The sequence below is a fragment of the Sphingomonas sp. FW306-1B-B10E genome (assembly GCF_058782005.1).
The window spans coordinates 7,229-22,648 of the sequence record NZ_JBYSXG010000016.1; the positions used below are offsets into that span (position 1 = coordinate 7,229).

General features: G+C 64.5%; 25 protein-coding genes. 23 read left to right on the forward strand and 2 right to left on the reverse strand.

Annotation, left to right across the window (positions count from 1 at the left end; genetic code table 11):
• Window positions 1–135 precede the first annotated feature (135 nt).
• A complete protein-coding gene (locus AC3WJI_RS08320) occupies window positions 136–564 on the reverse strand; it encodes a bactofilin family protein (protein WP_492756795.1) in 429 nt (142 codons plus the stop codon).
• 4 nt (window positions 565–568) lie between these two features.
• A complete protein-coding gene (locus AC3WJI_RS08325; protein WP_492756796.1) occupies window positions 569–1,138 on the reverse strand; it encodes a hypothetical protein in 570 nt (189 codons plus the stop codon).
• Window positions 1,139–1,439: 301 nt separating this feature from the next.
• On the opposite strand from AC3WJI_RS08325, the gene rpsL reads away from it, so the two are divergent.
• The 23 genes from rpsL to rplR all read left to right on the forward strand — a co-directional run bounded on the left by rpsL (window position 1,440) and on the right by rplR (window position 15,418).
• Entirely contained in the window at window positions 1,440–1,811 is a 372-nt protein-coding gene (rpsL, locus tag AC3WJI_RS08330) for a 30S ribosomal protein S12 (protein ID WP_029936467.1), read from the forward strand.
• A gap of 52 nt (window positions 1,812–1,863) precedes the next feature.
• Entirely contained in the window at window positions 1,864–2,334 is a 471-nt protein-coding gene (rpsG, locus tag AC3WJI_RS08335) for a 30S ribosomal protein S7 (protein ID WP_306096115.1), read from the forward strand.
• A 188-nt stretch (window positions 2,335–2,522) separates the two neighbouring features.
• Entirely contained in the window at window positions 2,523–4,616 is a 2,094-nt protein-coding gene (gene fusA / locus AC3WJI_RS08340) for an elongation factor G (RefSeq protein ID WP_492756797.1), read from the forward strand.
• Window positions 4,617–4,721: 105 nt separating this feature from the next.
• The gene (tuf, locus tag AC3WJI_RS08345; RefSeq protein ID WP_492756798.1) at window positions 4,722–5,918 is read left to right on the forward strand and encodes an elongation factor Tu; all 1,197 of its coding nucleotides are present in this window, start codon (window positions 4,722–4,724) and stop codon (window positions 5,916–5,918) included.
• Between the two features lie 166 nt (window positions 5,919–6,084).
• A complete protein-coding gene (locus AC3WJI_RS08350; protein WP_492756799.1) occupies window positions 6,085–6,855 on the forward strand; it encodes a hypothetical protein in 771 nt (256 codons plus the stop codon).
• A 159-nt stretch (window positions 6,856–7,014) separates the two neighbouring features.
• The gene (gene rpsJ / locus AC3WJI_RS08355) at window positions 7,015–7,326 is read left to right on the forward strand and encodes a 30S ribosomal protein S10 (protein WP_010545719.1); all 312 of its coding nucleotides are present in this window, start codon (window positions 7,015–7,017) and stop codon (window positions 7,324–7,326) included.
• Window positions 7,327–7,601: 275 nt separating this feature from the next.
• Complete coding sequence (gene rplC, locus AC3WJI_RS08360) at window positions 7,602–8,360, forward strand: 50S ribosomal protein L3 (RefSeq protein WP_492756800.1); 759 nt, start codon at window positions 7,602–7,604, stop codon at window positions 8,358–8,360.
• A 2-nt stretch (window positions 8,361–8,362) separates the two neighbouring features.
• Window positions 8,363–8,992 carry a 50S ribosomal protein L4 gene (gene rplD / locus AC3WJI_RS08365; RefSeq protein ID WP_492756801.1) on the forward strand — a complete coding sequence of 210 codons (630 nt, stop codon included), beginning with the start codon at window positions 8,363–8,365 and terminating at the stop codon, window positions 8,990–8,992.
• Complete coding sequence (locus tag AC3WJI_RS08370) at window positions 8,985–9,305, forward strand: 50S ribosomal protein L23 (RefSeq protein ID WP_056611720.1); 321 nt, start codon at window positions 8,985–8,987, stop codon at window positions 9,303–9,305. Before rplD ends, AC3WJI_RS08370 begins: the two co-directional genes overlap by 8 nt.
• On the forward strand, window positions 9,305–10,156 hold the full coding sequence (gene rplB, locus AC3WJI_RS08375) for a 50S ribosomal protein L2 (protein ID WP_492756802.1): 852 nt from the start codon (window positions 9,305–9,307) through the stop codon (window positions 10,154–10,156). Before AC3WJI_RS08370 ends, rplB begins: the two co-directional genes overlap by 1 nt.
• Before the next feature lie 3 nt (window positions 10,157–10,159).
• The gene (rpsS, locus tag AC3WJI_RS08380; protein ID WP_066797106.1) at window positions 10,160–10,435 is read left to right on the forward strand and encodes a 30S ribosomal protein S19; all 276 of its coding nucleotides are present in this window, start codon (window positions 10,160–10,162) and stop codon (window positions 10,433–10,435) included.
• Window positions 10,435–10,812 (forward strand): 50S ribosomal protein L22, encoded by a 378-nt coding sequence (rplV, locus tag AC3WJI_RS08385; RefSeq protein ID WP_037566464.1) that lies wholly within the window; start codon window positions 10,435–10,437, stop codon window positions 10,810–10,812. The genes rpsS and rplV overlap by 1 nt, the downstream gene beginning before the upstream one ends.
• Complete coding sequence (gene rpsC, locus AC3WJI_RS08390) at window positions 10,812–11,519, forward strand: 30S ribosomal protein S3 (protein WP_492756803.1); 708 nt, start codon at window positions 10,812–10,814, stop codon at window positions 11,517–11,519. Before rplV ends, rpsC begins: the two co-directional genes overlap by 1 nt.
• Before the next feature lie 12 nt (window positions 11,520–11,531).
• Window positions 11,532–11,963, forward strand: coding sequence for a 50S ribosomal protein L16 (gene rplP, locus AC3WJI_RS08395; protein WP_317226769.1), 432 nt, complete (start codon window positions 11,532–11,534; stop codon window positions 11,961–11,963).
• A gap of 4 nt (window positions 11,964–11,967) precedes the next feature.
• Window positions 11,968–12,171 (forward strand): 50S ribosomal protein L29, encoded by a 204-nt coding sequence (rpmC, locus tag AC3WJI_RS08400; protein WP_492756804.1) that lies wholly within the window; start codon window positions 11,968–11,970, stop codon window positions 12,169–12,171.
• A 10-nt stretch (window positions 12,172–12,181) separates the two neighbouring features.
• Window positions 12,182–12,451, forward strand: coding sequence for a 30S ribosomal protein S17 (gene rpsQ / locus AC3WJI_RS08405; RefSeq protein ID WP_492756805.1), 270 nt, complete (start codon window positions 12,182–12,184; stop codon window positions 12,449–12,451).
• A 76-nt stretch (window positions 12,452–12,527) separates the two neighbouring features.
• Entirely contained in the window at window positions 12,528–12,896 is a 369-nt protein-coding gene (rplN, locus tag AC3WJI_RS08410; RefSeq protein WP_306096157.1) for a 50S ribosomal protein L14, read from the forward strand.
• Window positions 12,896–13,213: a 50S ribosomal protein L24 gene (gene rplX / locus AC3WJI_RS08415; RefSeq protein WP_492756806.1), complete on the forward strand. Its 318-nt coding sequence runs from the start codon at window positions 12,896–12,898 to the stop codon at window positions 13,211–13,213. Before rplN ends, rplX begins: the two co-directional genes overlap by 1 nt.
• Window positions 13,206–13,793, forward strand: coding sequence for a 50S ribosomal protein L5 (gene rplE / locus AC3WJI_RS08420; RefSeq protein WP_492756807.1), 588 nt, complete (start codon window positions 13,206–13,208; stop codon window positions 13,791–13,793). The genes rplX and rplE overlap by 8 nt, the downstream gene beginning before the upstream one ends.
• 19 nt (window positions 13,794–13,812) lie before the next feature.
• Window positions 13,813–14,118, forward strand: a complete 306-nt coding sequence (gene rpsN / locus AC3WJI_RS08425) for a 30S ribosomal protein S14 (RefSeq protein WP_492756808.1) — start codon at window positions 13,813–13,815, stop codon at window positions 14,116–14,118.
• A 10-nt stretch (window positions 14,119–14,128) separates the two neighbouring features.
• Complete coding sequence (rpsH, locus tag AC3WJI_RS08430; protein WP_100283871.1) at window positions 14,129–14,524, forward strand: 30S ribosomal protein S8; 396 nt, start codon at window positions 14,129–14,131, stop codon at window positions 14,522–14,524.
• 1 nt (window position 14,525) lies between these two features.
• On the forward strand, window positions 14,526–15,059 hold the full coding sequence (gene rplF / locus AC3WJI_RS08435; RefSeq protein WP_492756809.1) for a 50S ribosomal protein L6: 534 nt from the start codon (window positions 14,526–14,528) through the stop codon (window positions 15,057–15,059).
• Window positions 15,059–15,418 carry a 50S ribosomal protein L18 gene (gene rplR / locus AC3WJI_RS08440; protein WP_492756878.1) on the forward strand — a complete coding sequence of 120 codons (360 nt, stop codon included), beginning with the start codon at window positions 15,059–15,061 and terminating at the stop codon, window positions 15,416–15,418. Before rplF ends, rplR begins: the two co-directional genes overlap by 1 nt.
• The last annotated feature ends 2 nt before the right edge of the window (window positions 15,419–15,420 follow it).

The window sequence follows — 15,420 nt, forward strand, 5'->3', positions numbered from 1 at the left end:
CGCCCCCCCCCCCCCCCGCGGCGCGTTGCGCCGCTCTACCCCTCACCAAGCTGCGCTAGGCAGCAAGCTGCCAAGCTTCGCTATCCTCTCCCCTATCAAGGGGAGAGGGATGAATAGGTTGAACCTCGTCAGTCCTTACGCCGCCTGTTCCCGCGTCAGGTCGGGGATCGCGCGCGGGCCGGTCGCCTCGGCGCCGACGCGCTTGAGCCGGCCCTCGACATGCCCGCCATTCTCGATCGTAATGTCCTCATATTCGACGTCGCCGATGATCCGCGCCGACGGCTCGACGACGAGGTGTTTGACCTGGACGCTGCCTTCGATCGACCCTGCGATCCGCGCGGAATCGGCGGTCACGCCGCCGTGGATGCGGCTCTCCGCGCCCTGCACCAGATTGCCGCAGGTCACGTCGCCCTCGATCGTGCCGTCGATATGGAGGTCGGCGGTGGCGCGAACATCACCGGTCACTGCCATGTCGGGACCGATCACCGAGAACATGCCGCGGCTTCGGCTATTGCCCTGGCCCGATGCCGGAGTTCGTTCGTCGCGGCCCTTATTGCTGAACACAAGCTCACTCCCCCAAGACGGGATTCGAAGTCCGCGGGTTCGTACCACGAACCGGCGCTTCCGGCAGACTCCAAAACGCAGTGAATGCCGGGTTACGGGCGTTGTCGTTGACCGCCGGACGCGCAGCGCAGCCGAGGTGCAACGCCGCGGCGGCGAGTAGCCCCAGCGCGGCGATGAGGTGGAGAACGGGACTATCCAACCCTGCCGCGACCAATGCGATGCCGATGCCTCCGAGGCCCACCAGCGCGAGCATCCGCAGCTGGGACCGGCACAACGCGGCATAGGTCGCGATCATCAGCGGGAGGAACAGCGCCGCGGTACCGAGTCCCGGCAGCGCGGCGGCGGTCAGCGCCGCGGGGAGGGCGCTCGCCGACCAGCCTTGCCGCGGCGCGACGCTCGACAGCGCGAGATGGCAGGCGAGCAATCCGGCGGCGCTCGCGAACACGATCCCGACCGCGGGCAGCAGCGCCGGCGACTCGGCCCAGCGCCAGTTCGGCGCAATGCGTAGTTCGACCGCGCCGAGCAGCAGCGTCGCAGCGAATGCGAGCAGCGCCGGCGCAAGCCGTGCGCGCATCGGCTGCGTGACGGCGCCATGGCGAGAGAGTAGGGGCATCTGGCGAGGGTTAGCCCGCCTAGAGTTGACGCCGGGTTATCCTCCGGCACCCATTGACCGGCCATGCCACCGCCGCTATAGGCGCCACCGTTCTGCGTGGGGCCCATGGGCCGCAAGACTCGGAGAACAAAGAGCTGAACGTTGCTGGAGACGCAATGGCCCGGGGGGTCGCAGACACCCGGGGCCTTTTCGTATTCTGTAGAGTCTGGGCTCCAGCAAAGTAACCGCCGGATCATCCGGTAACGCAAAGGTGAAGGGCTTCATGCCAACGATCAACCAGCTGGTCCGCAAGGGCCGCGAACCGCAGAAGGCCAAGTCGAAGGTCCCTGCGATGGAGCAGAACCCGCAGAAGCGCGGCGTCTGCACCCGTGTCTACACCACGACCCCGAAGAAGCCGAACTCGGCACTCCGCAAGGTTGCGAAGGTCCGCCTGACCAACCAGCGCGAAGTCATTTCGTACATTCCGGGCGAGGGCCACAATCTTCAGGAACACTCGGTGGTCCTGATCCGCGGCGGCCGCGTGCGCGACCTTCCCGGCGTTCGCTACCACGTCCTTCGCGGCGTGCTCGATACGCAGGGTGTGAAGGATCGCCGCCAGTCGCGTTCCAAGTACGGCGCTAAGCGTCCGAAGTAAGCCGGTCGAGCATTCGACCATTCACGGCTGAAGTTTAGAAGGAAGATATCAGATGGCTCGTCGTCGTCGTCCCGAAAAGCGGGAAATCCTGCCTGATCCCGTGTACGGGGATGAGGTCCTTTCGAAGTTCATGAACTCGGTGATGCTGGACGGCAAGAAGTCCGTCGCCGAGAACATCGTCTATTCGGCGCTCGAGACCGTCGAGCAGCGCGCCAAGCGCGAGCCGATCGGCGTGTTCCATGACGCGCTCAACAACATCAAGCCGGGCATCGAGGTCCGTTCGCGCCGCGTCGGCGGTGCGACCTACCAGGTTCCCGTCGAAGTTCGTCCGGAGCGTGCCCAGGCACTCGCGATCCGCTGGCTGATCTCGTCGGCCCGCAACCGCAGCGAGCACACCATGTCGGCTCGCCTCTCGGGCGAGCTTCTCGACGCCTCGAACAACCGCGGCAATGCGGTCAAGAAGCGCGAAGACACCCATCGTATGGCCGAAGCGAACCGCGCCTTCAGCCACTACCGCTGGTAATTTTAATACCTACATGGGGTGGGAGTTTCGGCTCTCACCCCAATCACCGTTCGCCCTGAGCTTGTCGAAGGGCTGCACTTCTTCTCCGGAAGAAGGAAGTACAGGGCTTCGACAAGCTCAGCCCGAACGGGTTGGGAATTGGCCCAGACACAGTTTCAGGCGCCGCCCAGTCGGCATTGGAGAACATCATGGCCCGCAGCCATCCGCTCGAGCGTTACCGCAATATCGGCATCATGGCGCACATCGACGCCGGCAAGACGACGACGACCGAGCGCATCCTCTATTACACCGGCAAGTCCTACAAGATCGGCGAAGTGCACGAAGGCACCGCGACGATGGACTGGATGGAGCAGGAGCAGGAGCGCGGGATCACGATCACGTCCGCCGCTACGACGTGCAAGTGGCGCGCCGAAGAGGGCAAGGGCGAAGAGCACCTTATCAACATCATCGACACCCCTGGCCACGTCGACTTCACCATCGAAGTCGAGCGTTCGCTGCGCGTGCTCGACGGTGCGGTCGCCTGCTTCGACGGCGTTGCCGGCGTCGAGCCGCAGTCGGAAACCGTGTGGCGCCAGGCCGACAAGTACGGCGTGCCGCGGATGTGCTTCGTCAACAAGCTCGATCGCACCGGTGCGAACTTCTATTTCTGCGTCGATACGATCGTCGAGCGCCTCGGCGCGCGTCCGGCGGTGCTGTACCTGCCGATCGGCGAGGAAGGCGGCTTCAAGGGCCTGGTCGACCTGGTCGAGAACCGCGCGATCATCTGGCTCGAAGAGTCGCTCGGCGCGAAGTTCGAATATGCCGAAATTCCTGACGATCTGAAGGAAAAGGCCGCCAAGTATCGCAGCGACCTGATCGAGATGGCCGTCGAGCAGGACGATGCCCTGATGGAGGCGTATCTCGAGGGCAACGAGCCGTCGACCGCCGACCTCAAGAAGCTGATCCGCAAGGGCACGCTCGAGATGGCGTTCGTGCCGATCCTGTGCGGCTCGGCGTTCAAGAACAAGGGCGTGCAGCCGCTGCTCGACGCTGTCGTCGACTATCTGCCTTCGCCGCTCGACATTCCCGACGTTCAGGGCGTGAAGCTCGACGGCGAGACCCCGGATTCGCGTCCGGCTTCGGACACGGCGCCGCTCTCGCTGCTCGCGTTCAAGATCATGAACGATCCGTTCGTCGGCTCGCTCACCTTCGCCCGCATCTATTCGGGCACCCTCACCAAGGGTTCGTACCTGAACTCGGTGAAGGACAAGAAAGAGAAGATCGGCCGTATGCTCCTCATGCACGCGAACTCGCGTGAGGACATCGACGAGGCGCGTGCGGGCGACATCGTCGCGATCGCGGGCCTCAAGGAGACCACGACCGGCGATACGCTGTGCGACACGGCGAACCCGATCATCCTCGAGCGGATGGAATTCCCCGAGCCGGTGATCGAGCTGTCGGTGGAGCCGAAGACCAAGGCCGACCAGGAGAAGATGGGCATCGCGCTCAACCGCCTGGCCGCCGAGGATCCCTCGTTCCGCGTTACGACCGATCACGAATCGGGCCAGACCATCATCAAGGGGATGGGCGAGCTCCACCTCGAGATCCTGGTCGACCGCATGAAGCGCGAGTTCAAGGTCGAGGCGAATGTCGGCGCGCCGCAGGTGGCGTATCGCGAATATCTCGCGAAGCCGGTCGACATCGACTACACGCACAAGAAGCAGTCGGGCGGCACCGGCCAGTTCGGCCGGGTCAAGGTCAAGCTGACTCCGGGCGAGCGCGGTTCGGGCTTCGTCTTCAAGGACGAAGTCAAGGGCGGCAACATCCCGAAGGAATATATTCCGGCGATCGAGAAGGGCTTCCGCGAAACCGCCGAGACGGGTTCGCTGGTAGGCTTCCCGATCATCGACTTCGAAGTCCTGCTGTATGACGGCGCGTACCACGACGTCGACTCGTCGGCACTGGCCTTCGAAATCACTGCCCGCGGCGCGATGCGCGAAGCGGCGCAGAAGTCGGGGATCAAGCTGCTCGAGCCGGTGATGAAGGTCGAGGTCGTCACCCCCGAGGATTATCTCGGCGACGTCATCGGCGACATCAACAGCCGCCGTGGCCAGATCCAGGGCACCGACAGCCGCGGCAACGCGCAGACGGTCGAGGCGATGGTGCCGCTGGCCAACATGTTCGGCTATGTGAACCAGCTCCGCTCGTTCACGCAGGGCCGCGCGCAGTACAGCATGCAGTTCTCGCATTATGACGAAGTGCCGCCGAATGTGGCCGACGAAGTGAAGGCGAAGTTGGCCTAACGCGCTTCGCGCTAGGGCTGGCGCAACTTGAAATGAGTCGTTAAGGGGCCGCGTTCGCGTGGCGCCCTGACCGGCCGCGAAATTGATCTAGAAGGTAGGAAACCAATGGCGAAGGCAAAATTCGAGCGGAACAAGCCGCACCTCAACATCGGCACCATCGGTCACGTCGATCACGGCAAGACCTCGCTGACCGCAGCGATCACGAAGATCCTGGCGGAGAACGTCCAGGGCAACGCAGCTGTCGACTTCGCCAACATCGACAAGGCTCCGGAAGAGCGCGAGCGCGGCATCACGATCTCGACCGCGCACGTCGAGTATGAGACCGATTCGCGTCACTACGCGCACGTCGATTGCCCGGGCCACGCCGACTATGTGAAGAACATGATCACCGGCGCGGCGCAGATGGACGGCGCGATCCTCGTCGTCGCCGCGACCGACGGCCCGATGCCGCAGACCAAGGAGCACATCCTGCTCGCCCGTCAGGTCGGCGTGCCGACGATGGTCGTCTTCCTCAACAAGGTCGACCTGGTCGACGACGAGGAAATCCTCGAGCTGGTCGAGATGGAAATCCGTGAAGAGCTCAGCAAGCGCGAGTTCGACGGCGACAACATCCCGATCATCCGTGGTTCGGCGACTGCCGCGCTCTCGGGTTCGGACGACAAGCTCGGCAAGGAAGCGATCCTCGCGCTGATGTCGGCGGTCGACGAGTCGATCCCGCAGCCCGAGCGTCCGCTCGACAAGCCGTTCATGATGCCGATCGAAGACGTGTTCTCGATCTCGGGCCGCGGCACGGTCGTCACCGGCCGCGTCGAGACCGGCATCGTCAAGGTCGGCGAGGAAGTGGAGATCGTCGGCATCCAGGAGTCGGTCCGCAAGACCACCGTCACCGGCGTCGAAATGTTCCGCAAGCTGCTCGACCAGGGCCAGGCCGGCGACAATATCGGCGCGCTGATCCGCGGCGTCGGCCGTGAAGAGGTCGAGCGTGGCCAGGTTCTCGCCAAGCCGGGCTCGATCAAGCCGCACACCGACTTCAAGTCGGAAGTGTACGTGCTGTCGAAGGACGAGGGTGGCCGTCACACGCCGTTCTTCGCCAACTATCGTCCGCAGTTCTACTTCCGCACCACCGACGTGACCGGCACGATCGAGCTGCCCGAGGGCACCGAGATGGTCATGCCGGGCGACAACGTCGCGCTGGGCATCAAGCTCATCGCGCCGATCGCCATGGACGTCGGCCAGCGCTTCACGATCCGCGAAGGCGGCCGCACCGTCGGTGCAGGCGTCGTTGCCGAGATCCAGAAGTAAGCTTCGCCTTCTAAAAGGCTGCGTTCGAGAGCCCGGCCTCCCCCAGGGGAGGCCGGGCTTTTCGTTTATGATATTCGGCGCGAAACGCCGGCGCGAAGGGGAGGGCAGGTTGCGGAGAGAGACACCTGGTCCGAGGCTTGGTACGGGAAGAGGTGCGCGTCTCCTGATGGTCGCCACGATTGCGATACCTTTCCTGCTATTCGCGATATTGTTCCTGATCGGTGCGATCGACGGCGGCGGTCGCGCTTGGCTGCGGGTCGGCGGCCAGCGATTCGAGATTCCGGTTGCCGCCGCCCGCGTGGTCCTGGTGCCGCTGGGTATCGGCGTGCTCGGTCTGGTTCTCCTTACCGTCCATGCCGGATTTCGCGACGCCTGGCGCCCTCGTACGCGAGATAGTCGAGCCCTAGAAATGCTGGAGGCCGACGAACGGCCCTTGTGGCAGGCGCGGCCGGGCCTGCGCACGCTGTCGTGGCCGCGGGCCGCTGCGATTGCCGTGGCGGTGGTCGTGCCGATGCTATGCGCCCGCTGGGCGTGGTGGAGCTTCTCCGGCAGCGCCACGCTACGTATGGGCCTATTCTGGCTAGGCTTTCCCGTTTGTGCCTTCTGTTTCTGGATTCTCCCGGCCCTCGTCGCCGGATCAGGAGCCATGCTGGACTGGGTGCGGGACGTATTCGGGTCGATGATCGTCACCGATCGCCGGATCGTCTGGTTGTCGCCAAATAGGGGTGTCATCTACCGCCAGATCGATGGGGCCGAACTGATCGAGGCGATGTTGGTGGACGCCGATAAAGGCTGGGTCGGCCTCACCTCGCAGCGCCGGGGACGGGTGCGGGAAATCGACCTCTTCGGGTTGCCGGAGCCCGAGGCGGCGCTGGCGGCCATCGAGGCGATGATGGCGGAAATGTCGACGCGGGCGGGCGATGCGTCACCACATTGAAGGCAAGGGGGCGGTCTCGCGCCGTCGCATTTCAATGATCGAAATCGAGCAGGGGGCTTGCCAACCCGCCCAGTCGCCGGTAAGGGCCCGCCTCCAGTTTGAAGTTCAACAGCAAGAGTCGCGTTTCGCGCGACCCGCTCTTTCGCATCGGTAGGACCCATGGAAACGCAGAATATCCGCATTCGCCTCAAGGCGTTCGATCATCGCGTGCTCGATCAGGCTGCCGGCGACATCGCCGACACCGCGCGTCGCACCGGCGCTCTCATCCGTGGTCCGATCCCGCTGCCCACGCACATCGACAAGTTCACCGTCAACCGCGGCCCGCACATCGACAAGAAGTCGCGCGAGCAGTTCGAGACGCGCACCTACAAGCGCATGCTCGACATCGTCCAGCCGACCCCGCAGACGGTCGATGCGCTGATGAAGCTCGACCTCGCCGCCGGCGTTGACGTGGAGATCAAGCTGGCGTAATGCGCCGCCTCCACACGAGATTCGCGATTCTCCGCTAAGGAGATTCGCTGGTTCCTCGACAGGATCGGTCTCGATCCGACGCAAGGAGCGTGAGAGCGCCGAGGCGCACTCAATTACGAGATGGGATACCGCCGGGCTTGCCCGGGTCTGCGTCCCCCGTCGTTCCGGACTTGATCCGGAACTCAGCCCAGACGGGGGCTCGCATCGAATTTTGGGTTGAAGCACGCACCCGAGGGAATGGTCCCGAGGGTGCCTATGCATAGGAGCACAAGATCATGCGCACTGGCGTGATCGCGAAGAAGTTGGGGATGACCCGCCTGTTCCAGGACGACGGCCGCCACGTGCCGGTCACCGTTCTGGCGCTCGAAGGCGTTCAGGTCGTCTCGGTTCGCGAACAAGATCGTGACGGCTACACCGCCGTCCAGCTCGGCGCCGGCTCGGCGAAGAGCAAGAATGTCGCCAAGCCGCAGCGGGGCCACTTCGGCAAGGCCGAAGTCGAGCCCAAGGCGGTTGTCCATGAATTCCGCGTCGACGCGGACGGCTTGCTCGAAGTGGGCGCCGAGATCTCGGCCGACCACTACGTCGCCGGCCAGTTCGTCGACATTCAGGGTCGCACCCAGGGTAAGGGTTTCGCCGGCGGCATGAAGCGCTGGGGCTTCGGCGGTCTGCGCGCCACCCACGGCGTCTCGGTCTCGCACCGCTCGCTCGGTTCGACCGGTCAGCGCCAGGATCCGGGCAAGGTCTTCAAGAACAAGAAGATGGCCGGCCACATGGGCGACAAGTACCGCACCCAGCAGAACCTCGAGATCGTCGGAACCGACGTCGAGCGCGGCCTGATCTTCGTCAAGGGCTCGGTCCCTGGCTCGAAGGGCGGCTGGCTGTTCGTCAAGGACTCGGTGAAGGTCGCGCGCCACGCCGACGCACCGTTCCCGGCCGGCATCAAGCAGGTCGCCAACAACAACGACACCGCTCCCGCGGAAACCCCGGCCGACACGGTCGAGGCTCCCGAGGCGACCGAAGGCCAGGAGGGCTGAACGTGAAGGTCAAGGTTCAATCCTTCGACGCCAAGGCGAACGCTGCGGACATCGAGCTCAACGACGAGGTCTTCGGCCTCGATCCGCGCGCCGACATCCTGCACCGCGTGGTCACCTGGCAGCTCGAGAAGCGCCGCGAGACGGCCCGTGGCACGCGCGAGCGCGCTGACGTCGCCCGCTCGGGCAAGAAGTTCGGTCGCCAGAAGGGCGGCGGTACCGCCCGTCACGGCGATCGCCGCGCCCCGGTGTTCATCGGCGGTGGTAAGGCGCACGGCGCCCGCGTCCGCGACTTCAATCCGTCGCTGAACAAGAAGATCCGCGCACTCGGCCTCAAGATGGCGCTTTCGAGCCATGCCAAGGCTGGCTCGCTGATCGTCATGGACAGCCTCGCGGTCGCCGACAGCAAGACCAAGACCTTGCTCGGTAGCCTGGAGACGCTGAACTTCGGCAAGAAGACGCTCGTGATCGACGGCGACGCCGTCGAGAACAGCTTCGCGCTGGCCGCCGGCAACCTGCACACGGTGAACGTGCTGCCGGCCCAGGGCGCCAACGTCTATGACATCCTGAAGAGCGACACGCTGGTCCTGACCCGCGCTGCCGTCGAGAAGCTGGAGGCGCGCTTCAATGGCTAAGAAGCAGAAGGAAGCGATCGACAACCGTCATTATGACGTGATCGTCGCGCCGCACATCACCGAGAAGTCGACGCTCGTCTCGGAGCACAACGCGGTTGTGTTCAAGGTCGCCGGCGACGCCACCAAGCCTGAGATCAAGGCCGCCGTCGAGGCGCTTTGGAACGTCAAGGTGACCGGCGTCAACACGATCGTCCAGAAGGGCAAGACCAAGCGCTGGAAGGGTGCTCCCTACAAGCGCTCCGACATGAAGAAGGCAATCGTGACGCTCGCCGACGGTGAGCAGATCGACGTGACCTCGGGGGTCAATTCGTAATGGCACTCAAGAATTATAACCCGACGTCGCCTGGCGTCCGCGGCCTGATCCTGATCGACCGTTCGAGCCTGTACAAGGGCCGTCCGGTCAAGTCCCTCACCGAGGGCAAGACCAAGACCGGTGGCCGCAACAACAAGGGTCACGTGACCTCGCGCGGCATCGCCGGTGGTCACAAGCAGCGCTATCGCATCGTCGATTTCAAGCGTCGCCTGTGGGACGTCGAGGGCACCGTCGAGCGGATCGAATACGATCCCAACCGCACTGCCTTCATCGCGCTCGTGAACTACGGCGCCGATGAGGCCGGTAAGGACCGCGTCGCCTACATCATCGCACCGCAGCGCCTCGCCGTTGGCGACAAGGTGATCGCGGGCAAGCGCACCGACGTGAAGCCGGGCAACGCCATGGAGCTGGGCTCGATGCCGGTCGGCACCATCGTCCACAATGTGGAGATGAAGCCGGGCAAGGGCGGCCAGATCGCGCGTTCGGCAGGCACCTATGTCCAGGTCGTCGGTCGTGACCGCGGCATGGTCATCGTCCGCCTCAACTCGGGCGAGCAGCGCTACATCCACGGCAATTGCATGGCGACGGTCGGCGCGGTCTCAAACCCCGACAACCAGAACCAGAATCTCGGCAAGGCCGGCCGCAATCGCTGGAAGGGCATCCGCCCGCTGACCCGCGGTGTCGCGAAGAACCCGGTCGACCATCCGCACGGCGGTGGTGAAGGCCGAACCTCGGGCGGCCGCCACCCGGTCACCCCGTGGGGCAAGCCGACCAAGGGTGCGCGCACCCGCCACAACAAGGCGACGGACAAGATGATCATCCGTAGCCGTCACGCGAAGAAGAAGGGCTAAGCGATGGCTCGTTCCGTCTGGAAGGGTCCGTTCGTGGACCTTCACCTCCTGAAGAAGGCGCAGACCGCGCAGGAGACCAACGCGCGTGCGCCGATCAAGACCTGGTCGCGCCGCTCGACGATCCTGCCCGATTTCGTCGGCCTGACCTTCAACGTCTATAACGGCCGCAAGTTCGTCCCGGTGTCGGTCAACGAGGACATGGTGGGCATGAAGCTCGGCGAATTCGCGCCGACCCGCTTCTTCCCCGGCCACGCCGCCGACAAGAAGGGTAAGCGCTAATGTCCAAGCCTCAGGCACCCCGCAAGGTCGGCGACAAGGAAGCGCTGGCCGTTGCCACCCAGATCCGCGGTTCGGCGCAGAAGCTGAACCTCGTCGCGGGCCTCATCCGCGGCCGCAAGGCCGGTGACGCGCTGAACATCCTTCAGTTCTCCACCAAGGCGATGGCAGTCGACGCGCGCAAGGTGCTCGCCTCGGCGATCGCCAACGCGGAAAACAACCACAACCTCGATGTCGACGCGCTCGTCGTCGCCGAGGCGTCGGTCGGCAAGTCGATCACGATGAAGCGCTTCGCGACCCGCGGGCGTGGCAAGTCCACCCGCATCCTGAAGCCGTTCAGCCGTCTGCGCATCGTCGTCCGCGAGCAGGAAGAAGCATAATGGGTCACAAGAGCAACCCGATCGGTCTGCGCCTGCAGATCAACCGCACCTGGGACAGCCGCTGGTTCGCGGAAGGCGCCGATTACGGCCGCCTCCTCATCGAGGATCTCAAGATCCGCCAGTACATCCTGAAGACGCTGCCTCAGGCCGCGATCTCCAAGGTGGTGATCGAGCGTCCGGCCAAGCTGTGCCGCGTGTCGATCTTCGCTGCACGCCCCGGCGTGATCATCGGCAAGAAGGGCTCGGACATCGAGAAGCTGCGCAAGACGCTCGGCGCGATGACCAGCTCGGACGTGTCGCTGAACATCGTCGAGATCCGCAAGCCTGAAGTCGACGCCAAGCTCGTCGCCCAGGGCATCGCCGATCAGCTCGAGCGCCGTATCGCGTTCCGCCGCGCCATGAAGCGCGCCGTCCAGTCGGCGATGCGCCTGGGTGCCGACGGCATCCGCGTCGCTTGCGGCGGCCGTCTCGGCGGCGCGGAGATCGCGCGTTCGGAAGGCTATCGCGAGGGCCGGGTGCCGCTGCACACGCTGCGCGCCAACCTCGACTATGCCGAGGCCCAGGCCCACACCGCTTATGGCGTGTGCGGCGTCAAGGTCTGGATCTTCAAGGGCGAGATCCTCGGCCATGATCCGATGGCGCAGGACCGGCTCAACATGGAGGCTCAGACCTCCGGCGTGCGCCCCGCGCGCGACGACCGCCGCTAAGGACTAGAGACCATGCTGCAACCGAAGCGCACCAAGTTCCGCAAGGCCTTTAAGGGCCGCATCCATGGCGATGCCAAGGGCGGCACCTCGCTGAACTTCGGCTCCTACGGCCTGAAGGCAATGGAGCCCGAGCGGATCACCGCACGCCAGATCGAGGCGGCTCGCCGCGCGATCACGCGTCACATCAAGCGTCAGGGCCGTCTGTGGATCCGCGTGTTCCCCGACGTTCCCGTGTCGTCGAAGCCTGCCGAAGTCCGCATGGGTTCGGGCAAGGGTTCGCCGGAATATTGGGCAGCCCGCGTCAAGCCCGGCCGCATCCTGTTCGAGCTGGACGGTGTTCCCGGCCCGCTCGCAGCGGAAGCATTCAGCCGCGCCGCGATGAAGCTGCCGATCAAGGTCAAGGTCGTCGCCCGTCTCGGCGACACCTCGCACCTGGAGGGTTGATCAAATGACCAAGGCTACCGATCTTCGTGCGAAGACCGACGACCAGCTGGGCGAAGAGCTCGGCAACCTGAAGCGCGAGGCGTTCAACCTGCGCTTCCAGGCCGCGACCAGCCAGCTCGAGAAGTCGAGCCGGGTCAAGGAAGTCCGTCGCGACATCGCCCGTATCAAGACGCTGCAGTCCGAGCGTTCGCGCTCGGAAGCGAAGTAAGGAAGAGACCATGCCGAAGCGCGTGCTGACCGGGAACGTGGTTTCCGACAAGGGCGACAAGACGGTCGTCGTGCTGGTGGAGCGTAAGGTGAAGCACCCGCTCTACGGCAAGATCATCCGTCGTTCGAAGAAGTACCATGCCCATGACGAGGGCAATGAGTATCGCGAGGGCGAGACCGTGCGCATCGAGGAGATCGCGCCGATTTCGAAGCTCAAGACGTGGAAGGTGATCGAGCGGGTCAACACCCACGCGACCCCGGTCACGAGCGACGCCGCATAAGGGCTTTCGCCCGAGAGTTTAACTGGAACCACCGGGCCCTGGGTCCCGGCAGGCCAAACGAGAAGGAACCGGATCGATGATCCAGATGCAGTCCAATCTCGACGTCGCAGATAACAGCGGCGCGAAGCGGGTGCAGTGCATCAAGGTGCTGGGCGGGTCGAAGCGTCGCTTCGCCGGCGTGGGCGACGTCATCGTCGTCAGCATCAAGGAAGCTGCTCCCCGCGGCAAGGTGAAGAAGGGTGACGTGCATCGCGCGGTCATCGTCCGCACCGCCAAGGATGTCCGTCGCAACGACGGCTCGGTGATCCGCTTCGACGGCAATGCCGCGGTGCTGGTCAACAAGAACGAGGAGCCGATCGGCACTCGTATCTTCGGGCCGGTGGTTCGCGAGCTGCGTTCGCGCGGCTTCATGAAGATCATTTCGCTCGCGCCAGAGGTGCTGTGATGGCTGCTGCCAAGATCAAGAAGGGCGACCAGGTCATCGTCCTGTCCGGCAAGGACAAGGGACGGACCGGTGAGGTCGTCAAGTCGCTCCCCAAGGACGGCAAGGTCGTCGTCTCGGGTATCAATGTCGCGGTGCGCCACACCAAGCCGAGCCAGGGCGATCCCCAGGGCGGGCTGAAGCGTTCGGAAGCCCCGCTGCACATTTCTAAGGTCGCGCACGTGACCGCCGACGGCAAGGCGACCCGCGTCCGCTTCGAAGAGCGCGATGGCAAGAAGGTCCGCGTTGCGGTCAAGACCGGGGAGGTCATCAGTGGCTGATAAGTATACCCCGCGCCTCAAGAAGCTGTACGACGACAGCATCGCCAAGGCGATGAGCGAGAAGTTCGGCTACAAGAACGTCATGGAAGTTCCGCAGATCTCGAAGATCGTGCTGAACATGGGCGTCGGTGAGGCCACCCAGGACAAGAAGAAGGTCGAGCAGGCCGCGTCGGAGATGGAGCTCATCGCCGGCCAGAAGCCCGTCATCGCCAAGGCGAAGAAGTCGATCGCGCAGTTCAAGCTGCGCGAAGGCATGCCGATCGGCTGCAAGGTCACCCTGCGCCGCGAGCGGATGTACGAGTTCCTCGACCGTTTCATCACGATCGCGCTGCCGCGCGTTCGCGACTTCCGTGGCCTCAACCCGAAGTCGTTCGACGGCCGTGGCAATTATGCCTGCGGCCTCAAGGAGCAGCTGATCTTCCCGGAGATCAGCTATGACAAGGTCGACAAGATCCGCGGCATGGACGTGATCGTCACCACCACCGCCAGGACCGACGAGGAGGCTCGCGAGCTTCTCCGTCTCTTCGGTTTCCCGTTCCCGCAGGAAAATGCGGACGGCGAAGCGAAGCAGGCAGCGTAAGGGAAAGAGAACTTAAGTCATGGCGAAACTGAGTTCCATCAACAAGAACGAGCGTCGCAAGCAGCTGGTGAAGAAGTACGCCGGCAAGTATGCGAAGCTCAAGGCGACCGCGAACGACGAGAGCTTGGACGATACCGAGCGCCTCATCGCGCGGCTGAAGATGGCCGAGATTCCGCGGAACGGTAACCCGACCCGCATTCGCAACCGTTGCGAGATCACCGGCCGCCCGCGCGCCTATTACCGCAAGTTCCGTCTCGCACGCGTCATGCTGCGCGATCTGGCCAACAAGGGCCTGATCCCCGGCGTCACGAAGTCGAGCTGGTAAGGACTACGAGATGGCTTTGACCGATCCCCTGGGTGATATGCTCACCCGCATCCGCAACGGGCAGCGCGCCAAGAAGGACTCCGTCCTGACCCCGGCGTCGAAGCTGCGCGCACGCGTTCTCGATGTTCTCCAGCGCGAAGGCTACATCCGTGGCTATAGCGAGGAGCAGATGGGCCCCGCCGCGGGCATCCGCATCGAGCTGAAGTATTTCGAGGGCCAGCCGGCGATCAAGCACGTCGCGCGCGTCTCGAAGCCCGGCCGCCGGGTCTATTCGGGTTCGCAGGAACTGCCCCGGATCCGCAACGGCCTCGGCATCACGATCGTCTCGACGCCGCGCGGCGTTCTCTCGGACGCGGAAGCGCGCGAGCAGAATGTCGGCGGCGAAGTGCTCGCGGAGGTCTTCTGATATGAGCCGCATCGGCAAGAAGCCGGTCACCGTGCCGGCAGGCGTCACCGCCTCGATCGACGGCGGCGTGCTGAACGTGAAGGGGCCCAAGGGCGCCCTCTCGCTCACCCTGCGCGACGAGATCAAGTACGAGCTCCAGGACGGCGGCATCTCGGTGCAGCCGGCGAACGACACCAAGGCGGCGCGTGCCTTTTGGGGCATGCAGCGCACGATGGTGCAGAACCTGATCACCGGCGTGACCGAGGGCTTCACCAAGAAGCTCCTGATCACCGGCGTCGGCTATCGCGCCGCGTCGCAGGGCAAGGTGCTCAAGCTCCAGCTCGGCTATTCGCACGACGTCAACATCGACGTGCCGGAAGGCATCGAGATCAAGACCCCCGATCAGACCACGGTCGAGATCTCGGGGATCGACAAGCAGAAGGTCGGCCAGATTGCGGCCGAGATTCGCCGGTGGCGGAAGCCCGAGCCTTACAAGGGCAAGGGCATCAAGTACGACGGCGAATTCATCTTCCGTAAGGAAGGGAAGAAGAAGTGATCAGCACCAAGGGTCTCTCGCTTTTCGCAAAGCGTCGTCGCCGCAACCGTACCGCGCTGCGTGCGCGTGCTGGTGGCCGTCCCCGGCTTTCGATCCATCGCTCGGGCAAGCACATCTATGCCCAGGTGATCGACGATGCGCAGGGCCGCACCATCGCCTCTGCCTCGACGCTCGAGAAGGCCGTGCGCGGCACGACCGGCGCGACCGTCGCGGCGGCGCAGGAAGTCGGCAAGCGCGTCGCCGAGGCGGCCAAGGCCGCCGGCGTGACGCAGGTCGTCTTCGATCGCGGCGGCTTCCTCTATCATGGCCGCGTCAAGGCGCTGGCCGATGCCGCTCGTGAGAGCGGACTGGAGTTCTAAAG